22 protein-coding genes and 1 riboswitch are annotated in these 26,129 nt (G+C 53.8%); of the genes, 8 read left to right on the forward strand and 14 right to left on the reverse strand.

Translation table 11 applies throughout. The features are described 5' to 3' along the window. The first annotated feature begins 13 nt into the window (after positions 1 to 13). Positions 14 to 781 carry a DedA family protein gene (locus KCG39_RS22865; RefSeq protein ID WP_004128864.1) on the forward strand — a complete coding sequence of 256 codons (768 nt, stop codon included), beginning with the start codon at positions 14 to 16 and terminating at the stop codon, positions 779 to 781. Here KCG39_RS22865 and thiQ read toward each other — a convergent pair. The 4 genes from thiQ to sgrR form a co-directional block, all read right to left on the reverse strand. Continuing rightward, positions 768 to 1,469 carry a thiamine ABC transporter ATP-binding protein ThiQ gene (thiQ, locus tag KCG39_RS22870; protein WP_142468530.1) on the reverse strand — a complete coding sequence of 234 codons (702 nt, stop codon included), beginning with the start codon at positions 1,467 to 1,469 and terminating at the stop codon, positions 768 to 770. The genes KCG39_RS22865 and thiQ overlap by 14 nt on opposite strands. After that, entirely contained in the window at positions 1,453 to 3,063 is a 1,611-nt protein-coding gene (gene thiP / locus KCG39_RS22875) for a thiamine/thiamine pyrophosphate ABC transporter permease ThiP (protein ID WP_004128869.1), read from the reverse strand. The genes thiQ and thiP overlap by 17 nt, the downstream gene beginning before the upstream one ends. Beyond that, entirely contained in the window at positions 3,039 to 4,022 is a 984-nt protein-coding gene (gene thiB, locus KCG39_RS22880) for a thiamine ABC transporter substrate binding subunit (RefSeq protein WP_049113168.1), read from the reverse strand. Before thiB ends, thiP begins: the two co-directional genes overlap by 25 nt. Positions 4,023 to 4,053: 31 nt before the next feature. Continuing rightward, positions 4,054 to 4,216, reverse strand: a riboswitch (TPP riboswitch). 37 nt (positions 4,217 to 4,253) lie between these two features. Further along, positions 4,254 to 5,909 (reverse strand): HTH-type transcriptional regulator SgrR, encoded by a 1,656-nt coding sequence (sgrR, locus tag KCG39_RS22885; protein ID WP_049113167.1) that lies wholly within the window; start codon positions 5,907 to 5,909, stop codon positions 4,254 to 4,256. Positions 5,910 to 5,996: 87 nt separating this feature from the next. Between sgrR and sgrT the strand changes: the two genes are divergently transcribed. Both sgrT and KCG39_RS22895 read left to right on the forward strand, forming a co-directional pair. Next, a complete protein-coding gene (gene sgrT, locus KCG39_RS22890; RefSeq protein ID WP_004128878.1) occupies positions 5,997 to 6,149 on the forward strand; it encodes a glucose uptake inhibitor SgrT in 153 nt (50 codons plus the stop codon). Between the two features lie 231 nt (positions 6,150 to 6,380). Next, the gene (locus tag KCG39_RS22895) at positions 6,381 to 7,565 is read left to right on the forward strand and encodes a sugar efflux transporter (protein ID WP_049123176.1); all 1,185 of its coding nucleotides are present in this window, start codon (positions 6,381 to 6,383) and stop codon (positions 7,563 to 7,565) included. A gap of 46 nt (positions 7,566 to 7,611) precedes the next feature. On the opposite strand, the gene KCG39_RS22900 is transcribed toward KCG39_RS22895, so the two are convergent. Then, positions 7,612 to 8,922, reverse strand: a complete 1,311-nt coding sequence (locus KCG39_RS22900; protein WP_004128885.1) for an MFS transporter — start codon at positions 8,920 to 8,922, stop codon at positions 7,612 to 7,614. 214 nt (positions 8,923 to 9,136) lie between these two features. On the opposite strand from KCG39_RS22900, the gene KCG39_RS22905 reads away from it, so the two are divergent. After that, entirely contained in the window at positions 9,137 to 10,033 is an 897-nt protein-coding gene (locus tag KCG39_RS22905) for a LysR family transcriptional regulator (RefSeq protein ID WP_004128887.1), read from the forward strand. Between the two features lie 38 nt (positions 10,034 to 10,071). Here KCG39_RS22905 and aroD read toward each other — a convergent pair whose 3' ends face one another. The 9 genes from aroD to leuL form a co-directional block, all read right to left on the reverse strand. Continuing rightward, positions 10,072 to 10,827, reverse strand: coding sequence for a type I 3-dehydroquinate dehydratase (gene aroD, locus KCG39_RS22910; RefSeq protein ID WP_142468529.1), 756 nt, complete (start codon positions 10,825 to 10,827; stop codon positions 10,072 to 10,074). 33 nt (positions 10,828 to 10,860) lie between these two features. After that, on the reverse strand, positions 10,861 to 12,075 hold the full coding sequence (locus tag KCG39_RS22915; RefSeq protein ID WP_087828465.1) for an MFS transporter: 1,215 nt from the start codon (positions 12,073 to 12,075) through the stop codon (positions 10,861 to 10,863). 11 nt (positions 12,076 to 12,086) lie between these two features. After that, complete coding sequence (locus KCG39_RS22920; RefSeq protein WP_142468528.1) at positions 12,087 to 12,950, reverse strand: shikimate dehydrogenase; 864 nt, start codon at positions 12,948 to 12,950, stop codon at positions 12,087 to 12,089. A gap of 10 nt (positions 12,951 to 12,960) precedes the next feature. Next, complete coding sequence (locus KCG39_RS22925; protein WP_004128911.1) at positions 12,961 to 14,994, reverse strand: oxidoreductase; 2,034 nt, start codon at positions 14,992 to 14,994, stop codon at positions 12,961 to 12,963. Positions 14,995 to 15,399: 405 nt separating this feature from the next. Further along, positions 15,400 to 16,005 (reverse strand): 3-isopropylmalate dehydratase small subunit, encoded by a 606-nt coding sequence (gene leuD / locus KCG39_RS22930; RefSeq protein ID WP_004128914.1) that lies wholly within the window; start codon positions 16,003 to 16,005, stop codon positions 15,400 to 15,402. Positions 16,006 to 16,015: 10 nt separating this feature from the next. Then, positions 16,016 to 17,416, reverse strand: coding sequence for a 3-isopropylmalate dehydratase large subunit (gene leuC, locus KCG39_RS22935; RefSeq protein ID WP_004128917.1), 1,401 nt, complete (start codon positions 17,414 to 17,416; stop codon positions 16,016 to 16,018). A 2-nt stretch (positions 17,417 to 17,418) separates the two neighbouring features. Beyond that, the gene (leuB, locus tag KCG39_RS22940) at positions 17,419 to 18,510 is read right to left on the reverse strand and encodes a 3-isopropylmalate dehydrogenase (protein ID WP_049114386.1); all 1,092 of its coding nucleotides are present in this window, start codon (positions 18,508 to 18,510) and stop codon (positions 17,419 to 17,421) included. Continuing rightward, a complete protein-coding gene (gene leuA / locus KCG39_RS22945; protein WP_112166666.1) occupies positions 18,510 to 20,081 on the reverse strand; it encodes a 2-isopropylmalate synthase in 1,572 nt (523 codons plus the stop codon). The genes leuB and leuA overlap by 1 nt, the downstream gene beginning before the upstream one ends. A gap of 95 nt (positions 20,082 to 20,176) precedes the next feature. Continuing rightward, on the reverse strand, positions 20,177 to 20,263 hold the full coding sequence (leuL, locus tag KCG39_RS28135; RefSeq protein WP_009654551.1) for a leu operon leader peptide: 87 nt from the start codon (positions 20,261 to 20,263) through the stop codon (positions 20,177 to 20,179). A gap of 602 nt (positions 20,264 to 20,865) precedes the next feature. Between leuL and leuO the strand changes: the two genes are divergently transcribed. The 4 genes from leuO (at position 20,866) to cra (ending at position 25,629) form a co-directional block, all read left to right on the forward strand. Next, entirely contained in the window at positions 20,866 to 21,834 is a 969-nt protein-coding gene (leuO, locus tag KCG39_RS22955) for a transcriptional regulator LeuO (protein WP_087828464.1), read from the forward strand. A 391-nt stretch (positions 21,835 to 22,225) separates the two neighbouring features. Beyond that, positions 22,226 to 23,950 (forward strand): acetolactate synthase 3 large subunit, encoded by a 1,725-nt coding sequence (gene ilvI / locus KCG39_RS22960; protein WP_004128929.1) that lies wholly within the window; start codon positions 22,226 to 22,228, stop codon positions 23,948 to 23,950. A 2-nt stretch (positions 23,951 to 23,952) separates the two neighbouring features. Continuing rightward, positions 23,953 to 24,444, forward strand: coding sequence for an acetolactate synthase small subunit (gene ilvN, locus KCG39_RS22965; protein ID WP_004098573.1), 492 nt, complete (start codon positions 23,953 to 23,955; stop codon positions 24,442 to 24,444). Between the two features lie 180 nt (positions 24,445 to 24,624). Further along, positions 24,625 to 25,629 (forward strand): catabolite repressor/activator, encoded by a 1,005-nt coding sequence (gene cra / locus KCG39_RS22970; protein ID WP_004098577.1) that lies wholly within the window; start codon positions 24,625 to 24,627, stop codon positions 25,627 to 25,629. Positions 25,630 to 26,129 lie beyond the last annotated feature (500 nt).

Genomic DNA, 26,129 nt, shown 5'->3' on the forward strand with positions numbered 1-26,129 from the left:
AACCGGGTACATTATGCAAGCATTGCTGGAACACTTTATTACTCAATCCACGGTCTATTCCCTGATAGCCGTTCTGCTGGTTGCCTTCCTGGAGTCGTTGGCGCTGGTGGGACTTATCTTACCGGGAACGGTGATGATGGCCGGATTGGGGGCGCTGATCGGCAGCGGCGAGGTTAACTTCTGGCAGGCGTGGCTGGCGGGGATTATCGGCTGTCTGCTCGGTGACTGGATTTCGTTCTGGCTGGGCTGGCGCTTCAAAAAGCCGCTACACCGCTGGTCTTTTTTAAAGAAAAATAAAGCGCTGCTGGATAAAACCGAACATGCGCTGCACCAGCACAGCATGTTGACCATTCTGATTGGCCGATTTGTCGGGCCGACGCGCCCGCTGGTGCCGATGGTCGCCGGAATGCTCGATCTGCCGGTCGCGAAATTCATCCCGCCAAATATCATTGGCTGCCTGCTGTGGCCGCCGCTCTACTTCTTACCGGGGATCCTCGCCGGGGCGGCCATTGATATTCCGTCCGATGAGAATAGCGCCAGCTTTAAGTGGCTGTTGCTGGGCGCGGCGCTGCTGGCGTGGCTGGCGGCGTGGCTGTGCTGGCGGCTGTGGCGCAGCGCCAAAAATTCCGCCGATCGGTTAACCCGCTTTCTGCCGCGTTCGCGTCTGCTGTGGCTTGCTCCGCTTACGGTGTGCGCCGCCGGGGCCACGCTGGTTTTCACCTTCCGCCATCCGCTGATGCCAGTCTATCTTGAGATCCTACAGAAGGTTATTTTGCGCTAATTCCCAGCAGCGTCGAGGCGCTGCTGTTGCCGCTGAGCAGCGAGGCGGTGTCGCCATCCCAGGCGATTCGTCCCTCAGCCACAACCACCGACCGCGGCGCGATGCGCGCCGCATCTTCCACGCTGTGCGATACCATTAATAGCGTCAGCCGCTGCTGCTGGCAGACGTCGGCAACCAGCGCCAGCATCTCCTGCCTCAGCGCGGGATCGAGCGCCGAGAAAGGTTCATCCAGCAGCAGCACCGGCTGCTTGCGTACCAGACAGCGCGCTAGCGCCGCGCGCTGACGCTGGCCGCCGGAAAGCTCGCCCGGCAGCCGTTCTAGCATCGCGTCGATCCCCATCTGTCCGGCGATAGCCCGCAAATGGGCGGTTTGTTCCGGGTTCAGCTTAAGCCCCGGATGCATTCCCAGAGCAATGTTCTGGCGGATTGTGAGGTGGTTAAACAGGTTATTTTCCTGAAACAGCATCGATACCGGACGGCGCGCGGGCGGCGTGTGGGTATGAGGCTGGCCGCCGATGTCGATACTGCCGCTGGCGGGAGGTAAAAAACCGGCAATCAGGTTCAGCAGCGTGCTTTTCCCGGCCCCGCTGGGGCCAAGCACCGCGATGCGTTCTCCGCGTTCGACGGAAAGCGTAAAGCGCATCGGCAGATGCTGGTAAAGCCAGGTCACATCATTCAGTTTTAGCATCGCGCCCCGGAAGTTTTTCAATCACACTAAAGAGTAAAAAGCACAGCAGCAGGAGCAGGAGGGCGGTTACGGCGCCGTCCTGGCTACGATAAGAACCGATCTGCTGATACAGGTAGAATGGCAGGGTACGAAAATCTTCGTTACCAAACAGCGCCACCACGCCGAAGTCGCCAATCGACAGCACGCAGGCGAAGGCCAGCGCCTGGGCCAGCGGGCGCTTTAACGCGCGAAGCTCAACCACCCTGAGACGGGTAAATCCGTGCATCCCCAGCGACTGGCAGAGGGTGCCGTAGCGGGCGGCGATATCGCGCATCGGGTTCTCCAGCACCTTCAGCGCGTAGGGGATCGCCATCAGCGCGTTGGTGAAAATCACGATACCGTCGGCGGACTCGGGCAGGCCCACGCTGTTATTGAGCAGCAGGAAGAAGCCGGTGGCCAGCACGATGCCCGGCATAGCGAGGATCAGCATCCCGCTCAGCTCAAGCGCCTGCCCGGCCAGAGGGCGACGGCGGGCGCGAAGCTCGCGGCTGCTCCACAGCAGCATCATGGTCAGGATAACGCTCAAGAGCCCGGCGGCAACCGCGATGCGCAGCGATGTCCCCAGCGCCTGCCACAGCGCGGGCTGATGCAGCACGCGAAACAGATTGCTATTCAGACCGTCAAGTATCACCGCCAGCAGCGGCGGCAGCAGCAGCAAAAGCGCTGCGCCAATCAACGCCATGTCACACAACCGGCTGTACCGCCGGTCGTCGGGATCGCGCCAGCCGCGAATATGACTGGCCCCGATGGCGAGGGCTTTGCTCAGCCGTTGGCTAAGCAGCACCAGCCCAAGGCAGCAGATCATCTGGATCAGCGCCAGCATCGCCGCGCGGCCCGGGTCGTAGTCGAAATTAAGGGCCTGGTAAATCGCCAGTTCGATGGTGGTTGCCCGTGGGCCGCCGCCCAGCGACAGCACGGTTGCAAAGCTGGCGAAACAGAGCATAAAGATCAGCGCCGCGACCGGAGCAATTTGCCGGCGCAGCCACGGCCACTCGACCAGACGGAAGAAAACGTAGCCGCGCATGCCGAGCTGGGCGGCGATTTGCCGCTGCTCGCCGGGGATATTTTCCAGCGTTTGCAGCAGCAGGCGCGTGGCCATGGGCATATTAAAGAATACGTGCGCCAGCAGGATCCCCTGTAGCCCGTAAGGCGAGAACGACCACTGCCAGCCGAAAGCGTTAAATAATTCGGCCAGCCAGCCCTGACGGCCGTAGACGCTAAGGATGCCGAAGACCGCCACCAGCACCGGCAGAATTAAGGTCATTGCGCAAAGGCGCAGCAGCAGCGTTCGCCCGGGGAATCGACGCCGGTAGAGGGCGCGGGCGAGAAATATCGCCGGCAGCACCGAAAAAAGCGCCGAAAGAAAGGCCTGCCAGAAAGAGAAACGTACGACGTGCCAGAGATAGCTATCGCTGATCAGCACGCCCCAGGCCGCTTCCGGCGCGCTGAACCACAGCGCCAGAAAGGCGGCCAGCGCCACGACGACCAGAATGATGGCCGCCGTGACTCCCGGCAGTAGCCAGCCGAAAGCTAGCGGCTGACGGCGCGTTGCCATGCGCTGATCCAGTTCTGGCGTTCGGTAGCCACCTGCTGCGGGGTAAATTCGAGGGTCGTTTGTGGTTTCATCAGCGCGTCAAAGCCTGCTGGAAGCGCAACCTGAGTGACCGGATACATCCAGTTGCCGGTCGGGATCGCGTTCTGGAAGCCAGGGGAAACCATAAATTTGAGGAATTTTTCCGCCAGCTCCGGCTGTTTGCTGGCTGCAGTGCGGGCGGCAACCTCGACCTGCAGGTAGTGGCCTTCAGCAAAGTTTGCCGCGGCGTAGTTCTCTTTCTTCTCTGCAATAATGTGATAAGCCGGGGAGGTGGTATAGCTCAGCACCAAATCGCTCTCGCCTTTCAGGAACAAGCCGTAGGCTTCGCTCCAGCCTTTGGTGACGGTGACGGTTTTCGCCGCCAGCTTCTGCCAGGCCTCCGGCGCTTTATCGCCGTAAACTTTTTGCATCCACAGCAGCAGCCCCAGTCCCGGCGTGCTGGTGCGCGGATCTTCATAAATCACCCGCCATTTCTGCTCGCCCTCAACCAGCTCTTTCAGGCTTTTCGGCGGATTTTTCAGCTTGTTTTTATCGTAAACAAAAGCGAAGTAGCCGTAATCGAACGGGACGAAGGTGTCGTTGTCCCAGCCGCCGGGCACGCTGACCGCGCTGGCCGGTACGCCGCTTTTGGCGAACAGGTTGCTCTGCGAGGCGGCTTCCAGCAGGTTGTTATCCAGCCCAAGCACCACGTCGGCTTTGCTGTTTTTGCCTTCCATGCGCAGACGATTGAGCAGCGAGACGCCGTCTTCCAGCGCCACGAACTTCAGTTCGCAGCCGCAGTCGGCTTCAAAGGCTTTTTTAACCGCCGGGCCGGGGCCCCAGTCGGCGGAGAACGAGTCGTAGGTATAAACGGTGAGCAGCGGTTTGGCAAAAACGGGCGCGGCGACCAGCGCCAACAGCGGGAGTAATTTTTTCAACACTTTGCACCTCAGAAAAAGGGGGGGCAAAGGATTTTGAGTGGGCCTCAAATCCCTTCGCCGGCGTTATCCGGATCAGGTTCGACGGGTATTTTCTCAGCCCATACGCTTTATCTTCGGGTTGCTTCTGCGCTAACCGCGCCTTGAGGCAACTTGAATGAGATTGCGTATGTTTATTAGCACCCCGTTGAGAACGGCAGTTAGTGTAATGATTTTGTCTGCGGACTGAAAGTATTACGGCTCCGGCGGCGCGAACCACGCGGATTTAAAGTCAAACCAGCCAAGCGTGTTCATGCGTACGCCGCGCATGCTGCGCTGTCCCTGGATCATCAGCCAGTGGTGAATGAGCGGCACTACGGTTTGATTGGCCAGCAGCTTCTGGCTCCAGGTGGCGGGGTTAAGCTCTCCCGCACGCCAGAGGCTTGCGTCCTCCTCCCAGTCGATGGGAATACAGTTGCGAATCAGCGGGACTTCATACAGCCAGGCAAACAGGGAAAAATCGATCGGCAGGGTAAAGTTGGCGCTGTTGAGCCACACGTCGCTGACCGCTTCACCGCGGTGCCACTCCTGGTATTCCAGTTCCTGAATTTCCAGCTTAACCTGATGCTCGGCCAGCAACGTCGCCATGATTCCGCCGATCACGCGATGTTCGACGTGGTCCTGGTAGTAGGTCAGCCTGACCGTTTCCAGGCCCGGCGGTTTTTCGCAGGCGTGGCTGCGCGCGTGATGCCAGCGGGGCAGCAGGCCATAGGCCGGGAACCAGTTACCCTGATAGTGCTCGCCGGCGTGGTAGAGCAGGCTGGCGGGCTGGAACAGATAACTCAGCCACTGGCGTACCGCCGCGTTGGCGCCGAGCGGGCTGCGGGCATCGAACAGCAGGTAATAACAACCTTCTTCCAGACGGCTTTCTACCGCTTTCTCGCTTTGCGTGGTGCCCTGTAACGTTAACCCGCCGTTGGGCTCTTCGCTGATTTCCGGCAGGACCCAGACGTTCACTTCATCGATTAGCGCCCGGTAGCCGAAATAGTCGTCAAAGGCGTGAATTTTGAGCTGATTCTGGTTATTGCGCACCACCGAGTAGGGCCCGGTGCCGACGGGGATGCTGGAGAAATTATCCATCGACTGCCACTCGTGCGGCAGGATCATGGCCGGAACCTGGCTTAACAACCACGGCAACCAGCGGTCAGGTTGGGCGAGATGAATATCGAGGGTCCAGGCAGTAGGGGAGTCGATGCGCTCGATATGTGAGAACAGCGGCAGGGCGTTGCTGCGCTGCAGGGAGGTGATGACATCCTCCATCTCCAGTTCGCGTCCATGATGAAAATGAATCCCCGGACGCAGGAAAAAGCGCCAGTGGGTCGGGGTGATCTGCTGCCAATGGTGAGCAATATCGGCCTCCAGTTCCCCATTTTCCTCATTTACCCGAGTGAGAGCGCTAAAAATCTGCCGGGCGATGTGGGTTTCCGAGCGGCGCAGCGCGCTGCCGGGCAGCAAATTTTTCATCGGCCGATAGTAGAGCACGCGCAGAATATGCCGTCCCTGACGAAAGCTGCGGCCCAAATGGGAAACCAGCATTTGTCGGACGGCGGCTTTATCGCCAACCAACTGCACCAGCTGATCGATTCTGTCCTGTTCCAGCAGGTCTTCCGCTCGCTGCTGCTGCAGCGCGAGGCCGGTATAGAGAAATGAGAGCTGGGAACGTTTGCCGCGTCCGGCTTCCGCCGCCCAGGTTAGCCAACCGCGCTCCTCCATCATGTTCAGTAAGGTTCGCATATGGCGGCGCGAGCAGCTCAGCATAGTGGCCAGATCGTTGAGCGTGGTCTCCTGCGACTTGCCGTCGCAGCACTGCCACAGGCGGATGAACTGCTGTTGTAAACGACCGGAAGACATAAAAGGGGAACTCCTGATAAAAACTCAGCAATTTATTACTCCCTATATTAAGGCAATAATCAACGTCGATGAAGCGAGGAGGTGGATATGATGAGGTCAACTGCAAAACAGTTCTACCAACGCTACTTTTCTGCGACGCAGGATGCGTCCTGGCTGGCCCGCCTGATGGCAGGAAGACAGCAGGAAATTCTCGGTGAACTGATGCAGTGGGGAGTTACGTCGCAGACCTCTGAACATTGACTTGCAGACATCATGTGTGACTGAGTATTGGTGTTATACTCGTCGTCTTTCAAGCTGCAGGTGCGTTGGCTGCGCCCGCTCGCCCAGGTCACATAGTTATCTATGTTCCCAGGGACTTACGTTCTGGCCGCCTGCCCGCAACTCGAAATCCATAGAGTATAGAATCACCCGCCAGCAGAAAACTTCTGCTGGCTTTTTTCGTTTTCTTCTTCGCGTGTTTAAGGATATTTCATGCTGTGGTTAATGACGATGGGGCGTCGGCTTAACGGCGTTTACGCCGCTTTTATGCTTGTCGCTTTCATGATGGGGATCGCAGGCGCGCTGCAGGCGCCGACGCTCAGCTTATTTCTTAGCCGCGAAGTCGGTGCGCAGCCTTTCTGGGTGGGGCTGTTCTATACCGTTAACGCCATTGCCGGGATTCTGGTCAGCCTGGCGCTGGCTAAACGCTCCGATAGTCGGGGCGATCGTCGACGGCTGATAATGTTTTGCTGCCTGATGGCGGTGGGAAACGCGCTGCTGTTTGCGTTCAATCGCCACTATCTGACGCTGATAACCTGCGGGGTTATGCTGGCCTCCGTGGCGAATGCCGCGATGCCGCAACTCTTCGCTCTGGCGCGGGAATATGCCGATAGCTCGGCGCGCGAAGTGGTGATGTTCAGTTCGATAATGCGCGCGCAGCTCTCGCTGGCGTGGGTCATTGGCCCACCGCTGGCGTTTATGCTGGCGCTGAATTATGGCTTCACCACCATGTTCTCCATTGCCGCCGGGATCTTTGTTATTAGCCTGGTGCTGATCGCTTTTAAGCTACCGTCGGTCGCCCGCGTTGAACAACCCTCGGAAGGGGCCGAAGTGTTGGTGCAGGCCGGAGGGTGGCACGATAAAAACGTACGGATGCTGTTTATCGCTTCCACGCTGATGTGGACCTGCAATACCATGTATATCATTGATATGCCTTTATGGATCAGCAGCGATCTTGGTCTTCCCGACAGCCTTGCTGGGATCCTGATGGGCACCGCTGCCGGGCTGGAGATCCCGGCGATGATTCTGGCGGGCTACTACGTTAAGCGCTGGGGCAAACGCAATATGATGGTGACGGCGGTTGCGGCGGGCGTGCTGTTTTATATTGGTCTGATTCTGTTTCACGACCGCGTTGCGCTGCTGATTTTACAGCTGTTTAATGCCGTCTTTATCGGCATTGTGGCCGGGATTGGCATGCTGTGGTTTCAGGATCTGATGCCAGGAAGGGCGGGGGCCGCGACGACGCTGTTTACCAACAGTATTTCCACCGGAGTCATTCTGGCCGGGGTCATTCAGGGGGCGCTGTCGCAAAGCTATGGGCACGCCAGCGTCTACTGGACGATTGCTGCGATTTCTCTGGTGACGCTGTTTATGACCAGCAGGGTGAAAGATATCTAAGCGTTTTCATTGCCCCGGTATCCTGCCGGGGCAATGTCTGGGGCGGTTATTTCAATTCAATTCTTTTTATATCGCCGATAATAAAAATATAAGCGATAACGCCAACCAGCGCGGTTAAACCGATATAAATCAGCGCGTAGAAAAAATTACCGGTCATGGATATGATGACCCCTATAATTAAAGGGGCAATAATTGATGCCATATTCGCACAGAAGTTAAAAATGCCACCGGTAAGCCCGGCCATATTTTTTGGGGCGATATCAGAGATAAGCGTCCAGCCCAGGCCAACCATCCCCTGACCAAAAAATGCGATCGACATAATAATAATCACTGCGGTATTGCTGTCGACCCAGTTTGCAAGGATGATGCTGCTCGAAAGTAGCAGCCCTGAAATAATCGGCAGCTTCCTGCTAATATTAACCGAACGCGTTTTCTTTAATATTCTATCGGATGTCCAGCCGCCGAAAAATATCCCGATAGCGGCGGCCAGGAACGGCCAGGAGGCGAAGAAACCCACGTGCAGCCACGGTAAGTGGCGCTCGTTGGCCAGATAAGTCGGGAACCATGTCAGGAAGAATACCAGCGTGGTGTTACCGGCAAATTGCCCAAGGCTAGCGCCAATGATTTGTCGGCAGCACAGTAAACGTTTCGCATCAGGCCAGTTGAAAGGGATGTTTTCATTGGCGGCAGCCGTATTTTCTACGCCGATATACTCCAGTTCTGCTTTATTTGCCGTTGTTGATTGATGCGGTTCGTGATAAAACCTCCACCATACAAAAGTAAACGCGATGCCCAGTCCGCCGGTCAGAATAAACAACGTTCGCCAGCCATGATGTTCAAGAATTAAAAAAAGTAGCGGGGAGAATGCGGCCAGACCAATATATTCACCGACGGTGTAAGTTGCCGTCGCGCGGGCGCGTTCATGCTGGGGAAACCATTTACTGACGACTCGGCTATTAACCGGGAAGCAGGGGGCTTCGCTGATACCTAAGCCTAAACGCAGCAGCAGCAGAGACTTTAGCCCGACAGAAAAGCTTTGTAATAAGGTAAAGGTTGACCAGAAGAAAATAGAAAGCGCGTAGGTCAGTTTATTACCAAAGCGATCTAAAAACATCCCGCCAGGAATTTGTGCCAGCGCGTAGGTCCAGGCGAAAGCAGAAAAAACGATCCCCATCATCGCTGGGTCAATATGTATTTCGCTTGTTAACTTGGGAGCAACAATACCTAAAATAGTACGATCGAGATAATTTATCATCGTCCCTATCGATAGTAACATTAAAATTACAATTCGCGTTTTAGTTCGCTTCTGCGTGGCCGACGGCAAAATCGGCCGTTCCTGAGCATCGATCGTCCTCATAGTAATTTCCTTTAAAGTTTAAAATATTTTTGCATGTATTTATGCATGCAGAAATATTCTAATTAAGCATTGACTCTATCGATGAGAAGTCACGCTTTGCTACGTAAACAATATTTGATATAACTCCGGTATTTCTCCCTTTTGGATCATCATAGATGGCTTGTATGGTATATTAGGCCATTAGTTTTATTCTTATATTATACGAGCAAAAATAATGAACCTAAAGCAACTTTATTATTTTAAGCGGCTGGCAGAAACCGAGCACTACACTGAAGCAGCCTCCAGCCTTTTTATCACTCAACCCTCGCTGAGCCATGCCATATCTGAACTGGAGAAAGAGCTGGGCGTGGCGCTATTCGCCAGGCAAGGGCGCAATATCAAGATTACGCAGAACGGTAAGCGATTTCTTCCCTACGTGGAAGATGCGCTGGCCTCGTTAGAAAATGGCCGCATGACGTTGCAAAAAAATAGCGCAGAGAACAAAGAGAATATACGCATTGCGTTTATTTATACCATGGGGGAGTATGTTGTTCCGCAGTTAATTAATAAGTATTCACTTTCACCATCTCGTCACAATGTGACATTTTCCTTTACGCAGGGCACGTCGTTAACGCTTCTGCAGGAACTCAAGGCCGGGAAAAGCGATCTGGCTATTTGTTCTTATATTGCAGATGAACCAGATATCGATTTTATTCCTATTATTCAGCAAGAATTAGTGGTGGTGACGGCGAAAGATCATCCTCTGGCCAGACTCTATGAAAATGAAGTCGATCTGGTGGAGACAATCCACTATCCCTATATCTATTTTTCGGAAAATAGCGGTCTTCGCCCTTTTATTGATAACGTGTTTATGCAGCAAAAGCTGGTCCCGGATATTGCCTGCTACGTTGATGAGGATACGGCGATGGCGGGGCTGGTCAGTATTGATTATGGGATTGCGATTATGCCGCGAATTTCCGCACTCTCGTATTACAACGTGCATATCATGACGATCAAAAATGCGATTCCACCACGTTATATCTACCTGGCAACGATGAAAGAACGGGTACTTTCTCCCGCTATTCAGTCATTTAAAGATGTCATTATTAATGACAGCCAAAAAATCCGCTAGCAACATCGCCCGGAGGGTGACCCCCGGGCGATGATTTATCAGGAAAGAATATCCATCAGTTCACGCAGTTGGGTAATGGCGATTTGCCCTGGCGCAGAAGCCTGGCCGACGGTACCGAAGGTCATTGCTGAACCGAACAAACGGCCGGTTACCCGGCTCACGCCGCCGGATTTACCCATCGACATGGTGATTAACGGCCGAGTCGCGTACTTCTCTTTCATCGTCAGGGTTGCCGAGAGCAGGGTCAGGACATCCTGCGGCGACTGCGGCATGACCGCGATCTTCGGCAGATCGGCGCCAAGATCCTGCATGCGGCGCAGGCGGTAGATGATATCTTCCTGAGCCGGCGTTTTATTGAAATCATGATTGCTCATGATAACTTTGACGCCCGCAGCGTGGGCATCGCTCACCAGCGAGCGAATTTGCGCTTCGTCGTTGAACAGCTCGATATCAATCACGTCGGTCAGACCGCTAACGGCCGCCCGGCGATTTAGCTCAAAGTAGGCTTCATCGCTGATTTCCGTTTCGCCCCCCTCTTTTTTGCTGCGGAAGGTAAACAGCAGAGGCATCTCTTTCAGCAACTGGCGAATTTCGCCCAGCGCCAGCAGAACCTGCTCAGTTTCTCTGACCTGGGTGAAGTGATCGACGCGCCATTCGATAATATCGGCTCCGGCGGTAGCCAGCTCGCGCGCGTTAGTCTGCAGTTCGGCAAGCGTTTTGCCGATCAGCGGTACGCAGATTAAGGTTTCCCCTTCCTGGAAGGTGATGTTTTTTACTGTTATTGCTTGAGTCATGTTGGTATCCATTATTCTTTTTGTCATTGACCATCAGGCGGTTGCTGCAACATGGGATGTTCTTGCAGCGGCGCGAACCTGAAGCTGACGATAACCGATGTACAGGGCGATCACAAAGCCGACGATAGCGATCAGAAGATCAAACCACATAATGCTGGCGATACCCATCTTCGACAGTTTTGCGGTGATCAACGGGATCGTAAAGCTGGCCAGACTGCCTGCGGTATAAAAGATCCCGGTGGCTTTGCCTTTCCCGTTCGGGAAGCTCATGGCCATAATGGTCGCGCCTATCTGCAGTACGCCGCCAGCGGCGGAGAAACCGATGATAAAGGCGAAGCCGGTAACCACCATTGGCGTCGGGAACAGGCAAACGATCAGCAATGAAATCATCGACAGGAAGGTGTAGACGATCATGGCGACGGCTGAACTAAATACCTCTTTAACAAAGGCGGCGGTGACGAATACGCACGTCAGGGAACCCGCAGTATAGACGCTCAGCAGTTTAATGGCTGACTCATGCGGGATACCGGCAACGAACTCGCCGTACTGCGCTAGCCACTGGCTGACCAGATAAAACGTCGCCATACCGATATAGCCGTACAGGGTAAAGATAACCATATCCAGTTTGCTGGAGTCCGCCTGTGGGGCAGCGGCGGCGGCCGGCGATTTTTCTGCGCTCTCTTTTTTCGCCCGATGGTCCGGGAACGGCATTTTTATCAGGTAGATAGCGCTCAGGAGCATCAATGCCGCGGCGATAATAAACGACCATCCGTACCACATATTCGCCCAAATCAGCAGGCTGATAATGAACGGCAGCAGGAACTGTCCGGCAGAGACGAAGGCTTTGATCAGCACATTTGCCCGGCTGGCGGAGTTAGGGAAAGACTCCATCAACGCCGGATAGGTTCCGGAATCGAGGAAGCTGTTTGCCAGACCGGCCATAATGCCGAAGAAGTAGGCCATATAAATGTTTTTCGTCAGTAAAATACCGAGGAAAAACACCAGATAGCTGGCGATGCCGAGATAGATAAAGGGTTTACGGCCAAAACGGTCGGACAGGAATCCTGTGACGATTGTGGCGAGCTTACCGATCCCGAGCGACGAAATGACGATGGAGACGCCGGCAGCGTCGGTTCCCCATTGCGTCTGTAAATTCGCCATATTGAGGGTAATTAATAATACCCCCATGCCATGGATCAGGTAGTTAAGATAGAGCCCAGCTGCCGTTGGGACATATGGATTTTTCATCGCGCCCATCCTTAGAACAGGATACTTTTGATGTGTTCAACCGGCATTTCTTTGCCTGTCCAGATTTCAAAAGCGCGCGCGCCTTGCCAGAGCATCATCCCCAGACCGTTGATGGTGCGGCAGCCTTTTTTCTCGGCCACTTCCAGCAGATAGGTTTTGCGCGGGTTATAGACCACGTCAGATACGATCAGGTCCGGGCGCAGGAAGCTGTCGTCAGGCAGCAGCATCTGGCCTTCAAACGGTTTCATGCCAACACCGGTCGCATTAGTAAGAATGACGCTGCTGTCGATCTCGGCGCGCAGTTTGTCATGATCGTCCAGATCAAACAGGTGGATCGCGCAGTTGGTGTTGTTACGGATTTTAGCGACGGTCTGTTCTGCGTTGGCGAAGAACTTATCTTTGCGGTTGAAGATGGAGATCTCTTTGACGCCGTCCAGCGCGGCCTGGACGCAGAGTGCGGTTGCTGCTCCGCCGGCGCCCAGCACGGTCATTTTTTTGCCGATAATGTCGATGCCCGCTTCTTTAAGAGCGCGCATATATCCGGTGCCATCGGTGATATGGCCGGTCAGTACGCCATTGTCGTTCACCACGGTATTCACCGCGCCAACCAGCTCTGCAGCCGGAGAGAGTTTGTCCAGATACTGGCAAATCTCCGTTTTGTTCGGCATCGAGACGTTACAGCCGCGCAGTTTTAACGCGCGAAAGCCCTGTACCACGTCTTTCAGCTCTTCGTTACCGACTTCGAACGCCAGGTAAACATAGTCCAGCCCCAGATGAGCAAAAGCTTCGTTATGCATGGTTGGCGACATGCTGTGACGAATCGGGATCGCAATCAGGCCAATCAGCTCGGTATGTCCGGTAATACGTTCTGCCATGATAAAATCCTCAATATGTTAGAAATGGAATTTTTGTCGATTCGCGGTTGCCGAGAGCCCCCATATCTTCGAGGGTATCCAGCACGTTGCGCCCTTCGCGCACGCCATCAATAATTCGCCGGGCCATCAGGCTGTCGCCGATGTTCATTATTTTTACGTTATTGGCTCTGGCCCATTGCTCAATCTCATTGAGACCGGCGGTGTTGGCGCGCATTCCCAGACAGACGAAGCCGTAATCAAAAGGAATGTTGAAGGCGCCATCCGCATTTTTAACGGTGAAATGCGTTGGGGTGACGGCAACCAGCTGCGTACGCATGTGCTGTTCCACGTGATGTTCATCGAGCATGGTCAACATGGCATTTTTAGTAATGATGTCCAGGTCGCGTCCCGGCGCGTCCTGCATCTCGATAAGCACGGCGCTGGCACCGCGCGCGGAGAAGTATTCAATAACGTCCAGACCCACGGCGCCCGCGCCGACGACGGCGATGCGTTTACCCGTGGCATCGGCAAACTGGTCCAGATGATGAATCATGTTGGTAATGGAGAAGACGTTGCCGCCTTCGACATCGATGTTCTCGCGCAGCCCTTCAATCGGCGGCAGCAGGGGAACTGAGCCGGTGGCGTTGACGATTAAATTCGGGCGCAAAGCGGAAACGGACGCCACGGTGGCGCGCTTGCCGACCTGAAGCATCAGGTTATCGAGGGAGGCGATACGGTTTTTCATAAACTGCGGAAAATCAGCGATACGCTTTTTCTCCGGCAGCAGGGAGATCTCGCTGGCCAGCCCGCCGATGCTGTGTTTCTCTTCCAGCAGCCAGGTATGGCAGCCGACTTCAGCTGCGGTGCAGGCGGCTTCCATTCCCGCCGTACCCGCGCCGATAACCACAACGTTGGTATCACGGATCACGCGCTGCTGTTTGTAAGCGTCGCCGTGGATGATGTCCGGGTTGATCGAACAGCGCAGAGGGCGCGAGCGGGCAATGCGGTGATCCGCGCAGCCAATGTTGCAGGAGATGCATTTCCGCATCAAACGTTCGTTACCGCTCTGAACTTTTTGCACCCACTCCGGCTCGGCGATCAGTCCGCGACCGATGGCAATCAGGTCGGCATCGCCGCTGGCGATAATATCTTCTGCGACTTTCGGGGTACGGATGTTGCCGGCAATCACCGTGGGTTTGTGGAACTTGTCACGTACCGCGCGGGAGAGGTAGCGCTTCCAGCCATCTTCCAGAGACATCTGGTCAATCTGGAAATTCAGGTTGTCGTTTTGCGCCGCGGAGACGTTGATAATATCCACTTTTTCCTGGCACAGTTCGAGGATCCGCAGTGAATCTTCGAGCGTATTCCCGCCCTCCAGGAAATCATCGGCGCTAATACGCAGGCTGACCGGGAAACGCGGACCTACGCAGGCGCGTACCTTATCGACGATTAAGGTTAATACTCTGGCGCGATTCTCTACGCTACCGCCAAATTCATCGGTGCGCTTATTAAACAGCGGTGATAAAAACTGGCTAATTAAATAAGAGTGGCCGGCGTGTATTTCCACGCAGTCGAATCCCGCGCGGCGTACGCGTTCCGCGGCATCACCAAATTTATCGACGGCATGATAAATCTCGTCGTGCGTCATCGGGCGGGGAATATTACCGTTCTTTTTGGATGGGGTGCTTGAAGAAGAAAGCGGCATTTCACCGTTCAGGCGATACGCATAGGCCGACGCGCCAGCGTGGTTTAATTGAATACTGACGCAGGCGCCGTGTTTATGTAAGGTTTCGGTTAATTTGAACAGGCGCGGAATATATTGATCGTTATCGATACGCAGCTGCGTTGTGCCGTTAGAGGCGAAAGGAAAATCGATACAAATATTCTCGATAGTGATGAGTCCTGTGCCGCCCCGCGCCCGTAGCTCATAGTAGTCAATCTGTTCCTGGGTGACTTCACCGTTCAGACTCGCCAGGTTGGTCCCCATTGGCGGCATGATGATGCGGTTTTTTATTGTCATCCCGTTAATGGTCAACGGGGAAAAAAGATGGGGATAGTGGCTCATATGCTCTCTCCACTGGATGCCCGATGGCCGCGATACGGCGATTCTGGCCTGTCCAAAGTTAATATTTCTCTGTGGGGAAAGATAACGAGGCGTTTAATAGAAAAATAATGCTTTTTTTTGCGCGGAGCTATAGCGGGATTCTATGGGATTAACAATCAATTTACATATTCATGGTTTTATCTTAAATATTTCAATCGATTTTTTACTTGTACTTGTGGAATGACACAAAAAGAGTGGGGGAATGATTGAATAGATGCCCAATTGATAATGATTTATATTTTTTACGGATAAAAATTTGTTCTGACAGGGCGACCAAAAATGATATATGTGCGCCAGATCTCATTTTTGCCCGATGAAAAAAAGCCCGAAGCGAAGTTCGGGCTGGGTTATTAGCTGCGGTTCGCCTTAATTCATAAAGGCCGGTAGTTTTTGCTCATAGGCTGAAATAGCTTCTTCGTGCTGCAGAGTCAGGCCGATGCTGTCCAGGCCGTTAAGCATGCAGTGACGGCGGAAAGCGTCAATTTTAAAGCTGTAGGATTTATCGCCAGCTTTAACCACCCCGGCTTCCAGATCGACTTCAAATTTAATGCCGGGCCGAGAGTGGACCAGATTAAACAGCTCATCGACCTGCGCTTCGCTCAGCGTGACCGGCAGCAGCTGATTGTTAAAGCTGTTGCCGTAGAAGATATCGGCGAAGCTGGGGGCGATAACGACTTTAAAGCCGTAATCGGTCAGCGCCCACGGCGCGTGCTCGCGCGAAGAGCCGCAGCCGAAGTTTTCCCGCGCCAGCAGGATAGAGGCGCCTTTATACTCCGGGAAGTTCAGCACGAATTCCGGATTAGGCTGTTCGCCTTTATCGTCCAGGAAGCGCCAGTCGTTAAACAGATGGGCGCCAAAACCGGTACGCGTAACTTTCTGCAGAAACTGCTTTGGAATGATTGCATCGGTATCGACGTTCGCGGCGTCCAGCGGAACCACCAGGCCGGTATGTTGGGTAAATTTCTCTGCCATGATGGTTTCCTTATTTCAAGCTACGGATATCGGCGAAATGACCGGTCACGGCCGCCGCGGCTGCCATTGCCGGACTAACCAGGTGAGTGCGTCCGCCGCGGCCCTGACGGCCTTCAAAGTTACGATTGCTGGTGGAGGCGCAGCGCTCGCCCGGATTAAGACGGTCGTTGTTCATCGCCAGGCACATGGAGCAGCCGGGTAAACGCCACTCAAAACCGGCTTCAATAAAGATTTTATCCAGGCCTTCTGCTTCAGCCTGCGCTTTCACCGGACCGGAACCCGGTACGACCAGCGCCTGAACGCCCGGCGCGACTTTGCGGCCTTTAGCGATCTCGGCCGCCGCGCGTAAGTCTTCGATACGTGAGTTGGTGCAGGAACCGATAAAGACTTTATCAATGGCGACTTCGGTTAACGGCACGCCAGATTTCAGCCCCATATAGGCCAGCGCTTTCTCGGCGCTCGCGCGTTCTACCGGGTCGGAGAATGAGGCCGGATCCGGAATGATGTCGGTAACGGAGATCACCTGGCCTGGGTTAGTGCCCCAGGTGACCTGCGGGGCAATCTCTTCCGCCTGCAGGGTGACAACGCTGTCAAACGTCGCGCCATCGTCGGTGGTCAGGGTTTTCCAGTAAGCGACGGCGTCGGCAAAATCTTCGCCTTTCGGCGCGTGCAGACGGCCTTTGACGTAATCAAATGTGGTCTGGTCCGGCGCCACCAGGCCCGCTTTAGCCCCCATTTCGATAGCCATATTACACAGGGTCATACGGCCTTCCATGCTTAAATCGCGAATGGCTTCACCGCAGAACTCCACGACGTGACCGGTCCCGCCAGCGCTGCCGGTTTTACCGATAATCGCCAGGACGATATCTTTGGCAGTGATACCCGGCGCGGCTTTGCCTTTGACTTCGATCTTCATGGTTTTAGCGCGACCCTGCTTCAGGGTCTGTGTCGCCAGAACGTGCTCGACTTCAGAGGTGCCTATACCGAAGGCCAGCGCGCCGAATGCGCCATGGGTTGCCGTGTGGGAGTCCCCGCAGACGATGGTCATACCCGGCAGGGTGACGCCCTGTTCCGGCCCCATCACGTGGACGATCCCCTGGAAAGGGTGGTTCAGGTCATACAGCTCAACGCCGAACTCTTTGCAGTTTTTAATTAACTCCTGCATCTGGATACGCGCCATCTCGCCGGACGCATTGATGTCTTTCGTCTGCGTCGAAACGTTGTGATCCATCGTGGCGAAGGTTTTACCCGGCTGACGCACCGGGCGTTTATGCGCGCGCAGGCCGTCAAACGCCTGCGGCGAGGTCACTTCGTGAACCAGATGACGGTCAATGTACAGCAGCGGGGTTTCGTTTTGCGCTTCATAAACTACGTGAGCATCAAACAACTTTTCGTATAACGTCTTCGCCATGATTACACCCCTTCAGCGACATAGCGGGCAATGATATCGCCCATTTCATCGGTACTGACCGCCGCCGCGCCGCGCGCTAAATCGCCGGTACGCACGCCTTCTTCTAAGGCACGGTTGATCGCATTTTCAATCGCTGTTGCCGCGCTATCGGCATCCAGGCTGTAGCGCAGCAGCAGCGCCAGCGAGAGGATCTGCGCGATCGGGTTAGCGATGTTCTTACCGGCGATGTCCGGCGCGGAGCCGCCCGCGGGCTCATATAAGCCGAAGCCCTGCTCGTTGAGGCTGGCGGACGGCAGCATCCCCATTGAACCGGTGATCATGGCGCATTCGTCAGACAGAATGTCGCCGAAAAGGTTGGAACACAGCAGAACGTCGAACTGGGACGGATCTTTAATCAGCTGCATGGTGGCGTTGTCGATATACATATGCGACAGCTCAACGTCAGGATACTGTTTGCTGATTTCGCTGACGATTTCACGCCACAGAATAGAAGACTGCAGCACGTTTGCTTTATCAATTGAGGTCACTTTGTGGCGACGCTTGCGGGCGGACTCGAAGGCGATATGGGCGATACGCTCAATCTCAAAGCGATGATACACCTCGGTATCAAACGCTTTCTCGTGCTGGCCGCTGCCTTCGCGGCCTTTCGGCTGGCCGAAGTAGATGCCGCCCGTCAGCTCGCGGACGCATAAAATATCAAAGCCGTTGGCGGCGATATCGGCGCGCAGTGGACAGAATTCTTCCAGACCCTGGTACAGCTTAGCCGGACGCAGGTTGCTGAATAATTTGAAGTGCTTACGCAGAGGCAGCAGCGCTCCGCGCTCCGGCTGTTCCGCGGGCGGCAGATGCTCCCATTTCGGCCCGCCAACGGAGCCGAACAGAATCGCGTCGGCCTGCTCGCAGCCTTCGACGGTAGTCTGCGGCAGCGGGGTGCCCTGACGGTCAATGGCGATACCGCCCACGTCATGCTGGCTGGTGGTAATGCTCATATCAAAACGGTGGCGAACGGCTTCCAGTACTTTCATCGCCTGGTTCATCACTTCCGGGCCAATACCATCACCTGGTAAAACAGCAATATGGTAATTCTTCGACATTACACGGTTTCCTTATTGTTCTCTTTATTCTGAGCTTTGCGTTGCAACTCTTTTTCGACTTCAGCGGCGCGCCAGATGTTGTTCAGGACGTGAACCATGGCTTTCGCGGACGATTCCACGATATCCGTTGCCAGACCAACGCCGTGGAAACGGCGGCCGTTGTAATTAGCCACGATGTCAACCTGACCCAGCGCGTCTTTACCCTGGCCTTTAGCGTTCAGGTCATATTTAACCAGCTCAATCTCATAGCCGGTGATGCGGTTAATGGCTTGATAAATGGCGTCCACCGGGCCGTTACCGTTGGCGGCCTCAGCCTTTGTCTCATCGCCGCAGGCCAGCTTCACGGACGCGGTTGCTATATCGCTGGAACCGGACTGCACGCTGAAGTAATCGAGGCGGAAATGCTCCGGTTCTTCCTGCTGTTTGTTAATGAAAGCTAACGCCTCCAGGTCATAGTCAAACACCTGGCCCTTCTTATCCGCCAGCTTCAGAAACGCATCATACAAATGGTCCATGTTGTAGTCGGTTTCTTTATAGCCCATCTCTTCCATACGGTGTTTCACCGCAGCGCGGCCGGAGCGGGAAGTCAGGTTCAACTGCACCTGGTTGAGGCCGATAGATTCCGGCGTCATGATTTCGTAGTTTTCGCGATTCTTCAGCACGCCGTCCTGGTGAATACCGGAAGAGTGGGCAAAAGCGCCGGTTCCGACGATAGCTTTGTTGGCAGGGATCGGCATATTGCAGATCTGGCTCACGGTCTGGCTGGTACGCCAGATTTCCTGGTGATTAATGCGGGTGTGCACATTCATAATGTCTTTGCGCACTTTGATGGCCATGATCACCTCTTCCAGCGAGCAGTTACCGGCGCGTTCGCCGATACCGTTCATCGCACCTTCCACCTGACGAGCGCCTGTGTGGACCGCTGCGAGGGCGTTACCGACCGCGATACCCAGGTCGTCATGGGTATGGACGGAGATAATGGCTTTGTCGATATTGGGGACGTGTTCGTACAGACCGGTGATAATGTTGGCGAATTCGAAAGGCATGGTGTAGCCAACGGTATCCGGAATATTGATGGTCGTTGCGCCTGCATTAATGGCGGCTTCAACGACGCGAGCCAGATCGGCGATCGGCGTACGGCCAGCGTCTTCACAGGAAAACTCGACATCGTCAGTGTAGTTACGTGCGCGTTTCACCATATAGATCGCCCGTTCGATAACCTCATCCAGGTTACTGCGCAGCTTGGTCGCGATATGCATCGGAGAGGTGGCAATAAAGGTGTGAATACGGAACGCCTCTGCGACTTTTAATGATTCTGCCGCGACGTCGATATCTTTTTCTACGCAGCGGGCCAGCGCGCAAACGCGGCTGTTTTTGATTGTGCGCGCAATGGTTTGTACGGACTCAAAGTCGCCAGGGGATGAGACCGGAAAACCAACTTCCATCACGTCAACGCCCATCCGCTCAAGGGCCATAGCAATCTGCAGTTTTTCTTTCACGCTCAGGCTGGCTTGTAACGCTTGTTCACCGTCGCGTAAGGTCGTATCGAAAATAATGACTTGCTGGCTCATGGTTTAGATCCTTGTTCTCTGTCCTGGCGCCTTGCTTGCGAGCATAAAAAAACCCGCGCATTGGCGCGGGTTTTATAGTCTTGCTGGAAGATGACTTAACGATGAACGTCGCCCAACAGCCTACCGCGCAAAATGGATGCGTTTAGTAGTAGTAGGCTGAGAAAGCGAATGCTGCGAATCATTGCGTCATGCTCCAGATGAAATCGTTATGCTTTTAGAGTTACTGGATATGGGGTTTGATGTCAACCCTTGGGTGAAGAAAAGGCCTTTTTACCTGAGAGATGAATTAGCTAATTGTGCTGACAATCGCGCTTTTTTACCGATGATCTTTTTTAGGGTGCCGCGGCATGTTGAGATAATTTCACCATTTGATAATTTTTATTTTCGCTGAAAGCCACAAGGATAGGGCGCTTGGCCGGAGTCATATCTTAATGAAATAGCTGGGATTATTTGTTTGCTGAATGCGTCCAAGTTTGTAAGGGGGAATTATCAATGATAATGAAATGTGAATGTTAAGGGCAGCTTAAATCGATATTGTAATAGTGCTTAAATTATAATTAATCGCTGCTGTTATTGTTTATTTTTAATATTTATGGGTACACTTGGTTTTATCAAGTAAACAATATATTTAGGGGGTTGCGGGTCCGTTCGGCTGCAGATTTTTCGTCGCCACTCATAACCTTGATATATTCCTAAAATTCATCTTTGCTCTTTTGCAAATGTCATATGCATGATAAATGATATTTCAGAATTAATTACTGCACTTTGGCAAAGGGAATTTAGCGTGACAGTGGAGTTAAATATGTTAAAAGAAGATACTGAATATAAACCAACCTCTGAGGTAGAAAACACCAAACCTCAGCTGCGGATGGTCGACCTCAATCTGCTAACCGTATTCGATGCGGTCATGCAGGAACAAAATATCACTCGTGCGGCACATTCCCTGGGAATGTCGCAGCCGGCGGTCAGCAATGCCGTATCAAGACTGAAAGTGATGTTTAATGATGAGCTGTTTGTTCGTTATGGACGCGGCATCCAGCCAACGGCACGTGCTTATCAGCTTTTTGGTTCTGTGCGGCAGGCATTGCAATTAGTGCAGAACGAATTGCCGGGCTCGGGCTTTGAGCCGCTTAGCAGCGAGCGGGTGTTTAATTTATGCGTTTGCAGCCCGCTGGATAACGCATTGACTTCGGTTATTTTCAATAAAGTTGGTGAGATTGCGCCCAACATTCATTTGGTCTTTAAATCGGCATTGAATCAAAACACGGAACATCAATTACGTTATCAGGAAATTGAATTCGTTATTGGCTATGAAGAGTTTCGTCGCCCTGAGTTTGCCTGCGTGCCTTTATTTAAAGATGAAATGGTGCTGGTGGCGAGCCGGAAACATCCGCGTATTTCTGGCCCAATGATGGAAAATGATATTTATCAGGAGGAGCACGCGGTTGTCGCTCTCGATCGATACGCTTCATTTAGCCAGCCATGGTATGACACTGCGGATAAACAATCGCGTATTGCTTATCAGGGGAACGCGATGGTTAGCGTATTAAATGTGGTTTCCCAGACCAACATGGTTGCTATCGCGCCACGCTGGTTAGCCAGCGAGTTTGCCGATAAGCTGGATTTGCAAATATTACCTTTGCCGCTGAAAGTGAATAGCCGTACCTGCTATCTTTCCTGGCATGAAGCGGCAGGCCGCGATAAAGGCCATCAGTGGATGGAAGAATTGCTGGTCAATATCTGCCAGCGATAAACGGTCGCAATACAAACGGGGGCTTCGGCTCCTGCTTTGTGTGACAAAAATCACTAAACGTAGAATTTTATTCTGTTTGCGATTGTCCGCTCCCGGCGCTGTCCGTTAAAAAATGGATGATTTGCTGTAGTTGGTTATTTTCCCCGAGTATTGACTATCATATTTTCTTATCTCCGAAGTTTTTCACCGTGTTTTACCTGCGAACCTTTCTTTTATCCTTTTAATGCCTCTTATGTGCCGACAGTCGCCAATTGCCTGCCCGTTAGCGAGCAGTTATGGTAACTCCATGCAGTCTATTCACCTCACTACGAAGCCATTGCGCTTCGTCTTGTGCGAGCGCGCGGAAATCGGATTCCGCTGTCGTTAAAAACAATAAGCCGGGAGGCAAACCATGGAGATGTTGTCAGGAGCCGAGATGGTCGTCCAGTCGCTGGTCGATCAGGGCGTCAAGCAGGTATTCGGTTATCCCGGGGGCGCTGTCCTCGATATTTATGATGCGTTACACACCCTGGGCGGTATCGATCACGTTCTGGTCCGCCATGAGCAAGCTGCCGTTCACATGGCGGATGGCCTTGCCCGCGCAACCGGCGAAGTCGGGGTTGTGCTGGTCACCTCCGGTCCGGGGGCGACTAACGCGATAACCGGTATTGCGACGGCTTATATGGATTCCATTCCGTTGGTGATTCTTTCCGGTCAGGTCGCGACCTCCTTAATCGGCTACGATGCGTTCCAGGAATGCGACATGGTGGGTATCTCCCGACCGGTGGTCAAACACAGCTTCCTGGTTAAGCAAACCGAAGATATTCCTGGCGTGCTGAAAAAAGCCTTTTGGCTGGCGGCCAGCGGGCGTCCCGGCCCGGTTGTCGTCGATTTACCGAAAGATATCCTCAATCCGGCCAAAAAGCTGCCGTACGTTTGGCCGGATACGGTTAGCATGCGCTCGTATAACCCGACAACGTCGGGCCATAAAGGGCAAATTAAGCGCGCGTTACAGACGCTGGTTTCGGCAAAAAAACCGGTGGTTTATGTCGGCGGCGGGGCGATTAACGCCCAATGTGAACCGCAGCTGTATACACTGGTTGAGAAGCTGAAGCTGCCGGTGGCGTCTTCGCTGATGGGGCTCGGCGCCTTTCCGGCATCGCATCAGCAGGCGCTGGGGATGCTGGGCATGCATGGCACTTATGAAGCCAACATGACCATGCACAATTCCGACGTGATTTTCGCCGTTGGCGTGCGCTTCGACGATCGTACGACGAATAATCTGGCCAGGTACTGTCCGAACGCGACGGTACTGCATATCGATATCGATCCCACTTCAATATCCAAGACGGTGCCTGCCGACGTGCCTATTGTTGGCGACGCCCGCTTGGTGCTGGAACAGATGCTGGAGCTGCTCGAACACGAGGAGACCCAGCAGCCGCTGGATGAAATCCGTGACTGGTGGCAGCAGATTGAACAGTGGCGCGCGCGTCACTGCCTGCAATACGACACGCAAAGCGGCAAGATTAAACCGCAGGCTGTAATTGAAACCATCTGGCGGCTGACTCACGGCGATGCGTACGTGACGTCAGATGTTGGTCAGCATCAGATGTTCGCGGCGCTTTATTATCCTTTCGACAAACCGCGGCGTTGGATTAACTCTGGTGGTCTGGGGACCATGGGATTTGGTCTTCCTGCCGCGCTGGGCGTGAAGATGGCGCTGCCGGAAGAAACGGTGATTTGCGTGACCGGCGACGGCAGTATCCAGATGAATATTCAGGAGCTTTCTACCGCGCTGCAGTACGAGCTGCCGGTACTGGTGCTGAACCTTAATAACCGCTATCTCGGGATGGTGAAGCAGTGGCAGGATATGCTCTATTCTGGCCGTCATTCGCAGTCCTATATGGAGTCATTGCCCGATTTTGCTCGCGTAGCGGAAGCCTACGGCCATGTGGGAATTCGTATTAGCGACCCGCAGGAGCTGGAAGCGAAGCTAGCCGAGGCGCTGGAGCAGGTGCGTAACAATCGACTGGTTTTTGTCGATGTCACGGTTGACGGCAGTGAGCATGTATACCCCATGCAGATTCGTGGCGGCGGTATGGACGAGATGTGGCTGAGCAAAACGGAGAGGACCTGATTATGCGCCGGATATTATCAGTATTACTGGAGAACGAATCGGGCGCTTTATCCCGCGTGATCGGCCTCTTTTCACAGCGCGGTTATAATATTGAAAGCCTGACGGTAGCGCCGACGGACGATCCGACGTTATCCAGAATGACGATTCAGACCGTTGGCGATGAGAAAGCGATTGAGCAGATAGAAAAGCAGCTGCACAAGCTGGTGGACGTGCTGCGCGTTAACGAACTCGGGCAAGGCGCGCACGTAGAGCGCGAGATTATGCTGGTGAAGGTCCAGGCCAGCGGCTATGGGCGCGATGAGGTAAAGCGCAATACGGAAATCTTCCGCGGGCAAATTATCGACGTCACGCCGTCTATCTATACCGTTCAATTGGCGGGAACTAGCGACAAGCTGGATGCGTTTTTAGCGTCGCTGCGCGATGTGGCCCGTATTGTTGAGGTTGCCCGCTCCGGCGTTGTCGGATTGTCGCGCGGCGACAAAATCATGCGCTGAGCAGCGCAAACTGACATAAAAATAGCCCGACACCCCCTGTCGGGCTATTTTTTTGCGAAATCGGTGGGAACTGTAGACTAAAGCGGTTGCTGCACTTACTTTTCTGCGCTTAGATGTTATAAAAACGAATCCATACCTGAAGAATGGTTATGTTCTGTACTTATTACCCAAGGGGCAATTGTGAAACTGGATGAAATCGCCCGGCTGGCCGGTGTCTCGCGAACTACCGCTAGCTATGTGATTAATGGTAAAGCGAAGCAGTATCGCGTCAGCGATAAAACTGTTGAAAAGGTGATGGCGGTCGTTCGTGAGCACAACTATCACCCGAATGCGGTTGCTGCAGGCTTGCGTGCAGGACGTACGCGGTCCATTGGTCTGGTTATCCCGGACCTGGAAAACACCAGCTATACGCGCATCGCTAATTACCTGGAGCGTCAGGCCCGCCAGCGCGGCTACCAACTGCTGATCGCCTGTTCCGAAGATCAACCGGATAACGAAATGCGTTGTATAGAGCATCTGCTGCAGCGTCAGGTCGATGCGATTATCGTTTCCACCTCATTACCTCCTGAGCATCCGTTCTATCAGCGCTGGGCTAACGATCCGTTCCCGATTGTTGCTCTTGACCGCGCGCTCGATCGTGAGCACTTCACCAGCGTTGTCGGCGCCGATCAGGATGATGCTGAAATGCTCGGCGCGGAGTTACGTAAATTCCCCGCTGAAACGGTGCTTTACCTTGGCGCCCTGCCGGAGCTTTCGGTGAGCTTCCTGCGTGAGCAGGGGTTCCGTACGGCGTGGAAGGACGATCCGCGAGAGGTGCATTTCCTCTACGCTAACAGCTACGAGCGCGAAGCTGCGGCGCAGCTATTTGAAAAGTGGCTGGAAACCCATCCGATGCCTCAGGCGCTGTTCACGACTTCGTTTCCGCTGCTGCAGGGTGTGATGGACGTGACGCTGCGCAGGGAAGGGAAGTTGCCTTCGGAACTGGCTATTGCCACTTTTGGCGATAATGAACTGCTGGATTTTCTCCAGTGCCCCGTTTTAGCCGTTGCTCAGCGTCATCGCGACGTTGCGGAACGCGTGCTGGAGATTGTGCTCGCCAGCCTTGATGAACCGCGGAAGCCGAAACCGGGGTTAAGCCGCATTCGGCGCAATCTTTATCGTCGCGGCAGCCTGAACCGTCGCTGAGCGCAATACCAGGATTATTCGTAGGAAATTCGCCAGACGGAGACACGTCTGGCGATAATCTGGATAAATGACGTAAAAATTGCAGGGTTAAGCATCTTTCAGACAAATCCTTAATCTTCCTGACATCTCTTTTAATTCTATTCTTAGCGCCATTTATTTAGTGGTTTAATTAACCGATAAAAGGATTAGCGTATTTATTTGTATTATTTTGTTACATTCGGCGGGTGAGTTGCTGAATTAACGCCCGTTTCCTCACTATTATGAGTGCCATAAGCGCTATGCCCCGCAGTAAGAGAGCCTCTCCTGCGAAAACTGGTACTGTTAACGGTCATCAGAATGACCTAAAATGCCGCTCGCGTCGCAAACTGACACTTTATATTTTCCCCGCGAAGATATTTTGCTGCTTTAACTGTTACAAGTTTGTTGGTTGTTTTCTTACCGATATTCATAACGTTAATTTGCCTCGTTTGTTGGTTGATTTTTCCTCAGGGCAAATATCG

The organism is Klebsiella pasteurii (assembly GCF_018139045.1).
Classification (GTDB): domain Bacteria; phylum Pseudomonadota; class Gammaproteobacteria; order Enterobacterales; family Enterobacteriaceae; genus Klebsiella; species Klebsiella grimontii.

What these genes read in the sequence shown, in the direction of transcription:
- leuC (WP_004128917.1), bottom strand. Translation starts at nt 17,416, where the DNA reads ATGGCGAAGACGTTATACGAAAAGTTGTTTGATGCTCACGTAGTTTAT.
- aroD (WP_142468529.1), bottom strand. Translation starts at nt 10,827, where the DNA reads ATGACTCAAGCAATAACAGTAAAAAACATCACCTTCCAGGAAGGGGAA.
- leuD (WP_004128914.1), bottom strand. Translation starts at nt 16,005, where the DNA reads ATGGCAGAGAAATTTACCCAACATACCGGCCTGGTGGTTCCGCTGGAC.
- thiP (WP_004128869.1), bottom strand. Translation starts at nt 3,063, where the DNA reads ATGGCAACGCGCCGTCAGCCGCTAGCTTTCGGCTGGCTACTGCCGGGA.
- ilvI (WP_004128929.1), top strand. Translation starts at nt 22,226, where the DNA reads ATGGAGATGTTGTCAGGAGCCGAGATGGTCGTCCAGTCGCTGGTCGAT.
- sgrT (WP_004128878.1), top strand. Translation starts at nt 5,997, where the DNA reads ATGATGAGGTCAACTGCAAAACAGTTCTACCAACGCTACTTTTCTGCG.
- KCG39_RS22900 (WP_004128885.1), bottom strand. Translation starts at nt 8,922, where the DNA reads ATGAGGACGATCGATGCTCAGGAACGGCCGATTTTGCCGTCGGCCACG.
- KCG39_RS22895 (WP_049123176.1), top strand. Translation starts at nt 6,381, where the DNA reads ATGCTGTGGTTAATGACGATGGGGCGTCGGCTTAACGGCGTTTACGCC.
- sgrR (WP_049113167.1), bottom strand. Translation starts at nt 5,909, where the DNA reads ATGTCTTCCGGTCGTTTACAACAGCAGTTCATCCGCCTGTGGCAGTGC.
- KCG39_RS22905 (WP_004128887.1), top strand. Translation starts at nt 9,137, where the DNA reads ATGAACCTAAAGCAACTTTATTATTTTAAGCGGCTGGCAGAAACCGAG.
- KCG39_RS22865 (WP_004128864.1), top strand. Translation starts at nt 14, where the DNA reads ATGCAAGCATTGCTGGAACACTTTATTACTCAATCCACGGTCTATTCC.
- KCG39_RS22920 (WP_142468528.1), bottom strand. Translation starts at nt 12,950, where the DNA reads ATGGCAGAACGTATTACCGGACATACCGAGCTGATTGGCCTGATTGCG.
- leuL (WP_009654551.1), bottom strand. Translation starts at nt 20,263, where the DNA reads ATGATTCGCAGCATTCGCTTTCTCAGCCTACTACTACTAAACGCATCC.
- KCG39_RS22925 (WP_004128911.1), bottom strand. Translation starts at nt 14,994, where the DNA reads ATGAGCCACTATCCCCATCTTTTTTCCCCGTTGACCATTAACGGGATG.
- leuB (WP_049114386.1), bottom strand. Translation starts at nt 18,510, where the DNA reads ATGTCGAAGAATTACCATATTGCTGTTTTACCAGGTGATGGTATTGGC.
- leuA (WP_112166666.1), bottom strand. Translation starts at nt 20,081, where the DNA reads ATGAGCCAGCAAGTCATTATTTTCGATACGACCTTACGCGACGGTGAA.
- ilvN (WP_004098573.1), top strand. Translation starts at nt 23,953, where the DNA reads ATGCGCCGGATATTATCAGTATTACTGGAGAACGAATCGGGCGCTTTA.
- KCG39_RS22915 (WP_087828465.1), bottom strand. Translation starts at nt 12,075, where the DNA reads ATGAAAAATCCATATGTCCCAACGGCAGCTGGGCTCTATCTTAACTAC.
- thiQ (WP_142468530.1), bottom strand. Translation starts at nt 1,469, where the DNA reads ATGCTAAAACTGAATGATGTGACCTGGCTTTACCAGCATCTGCCGATG.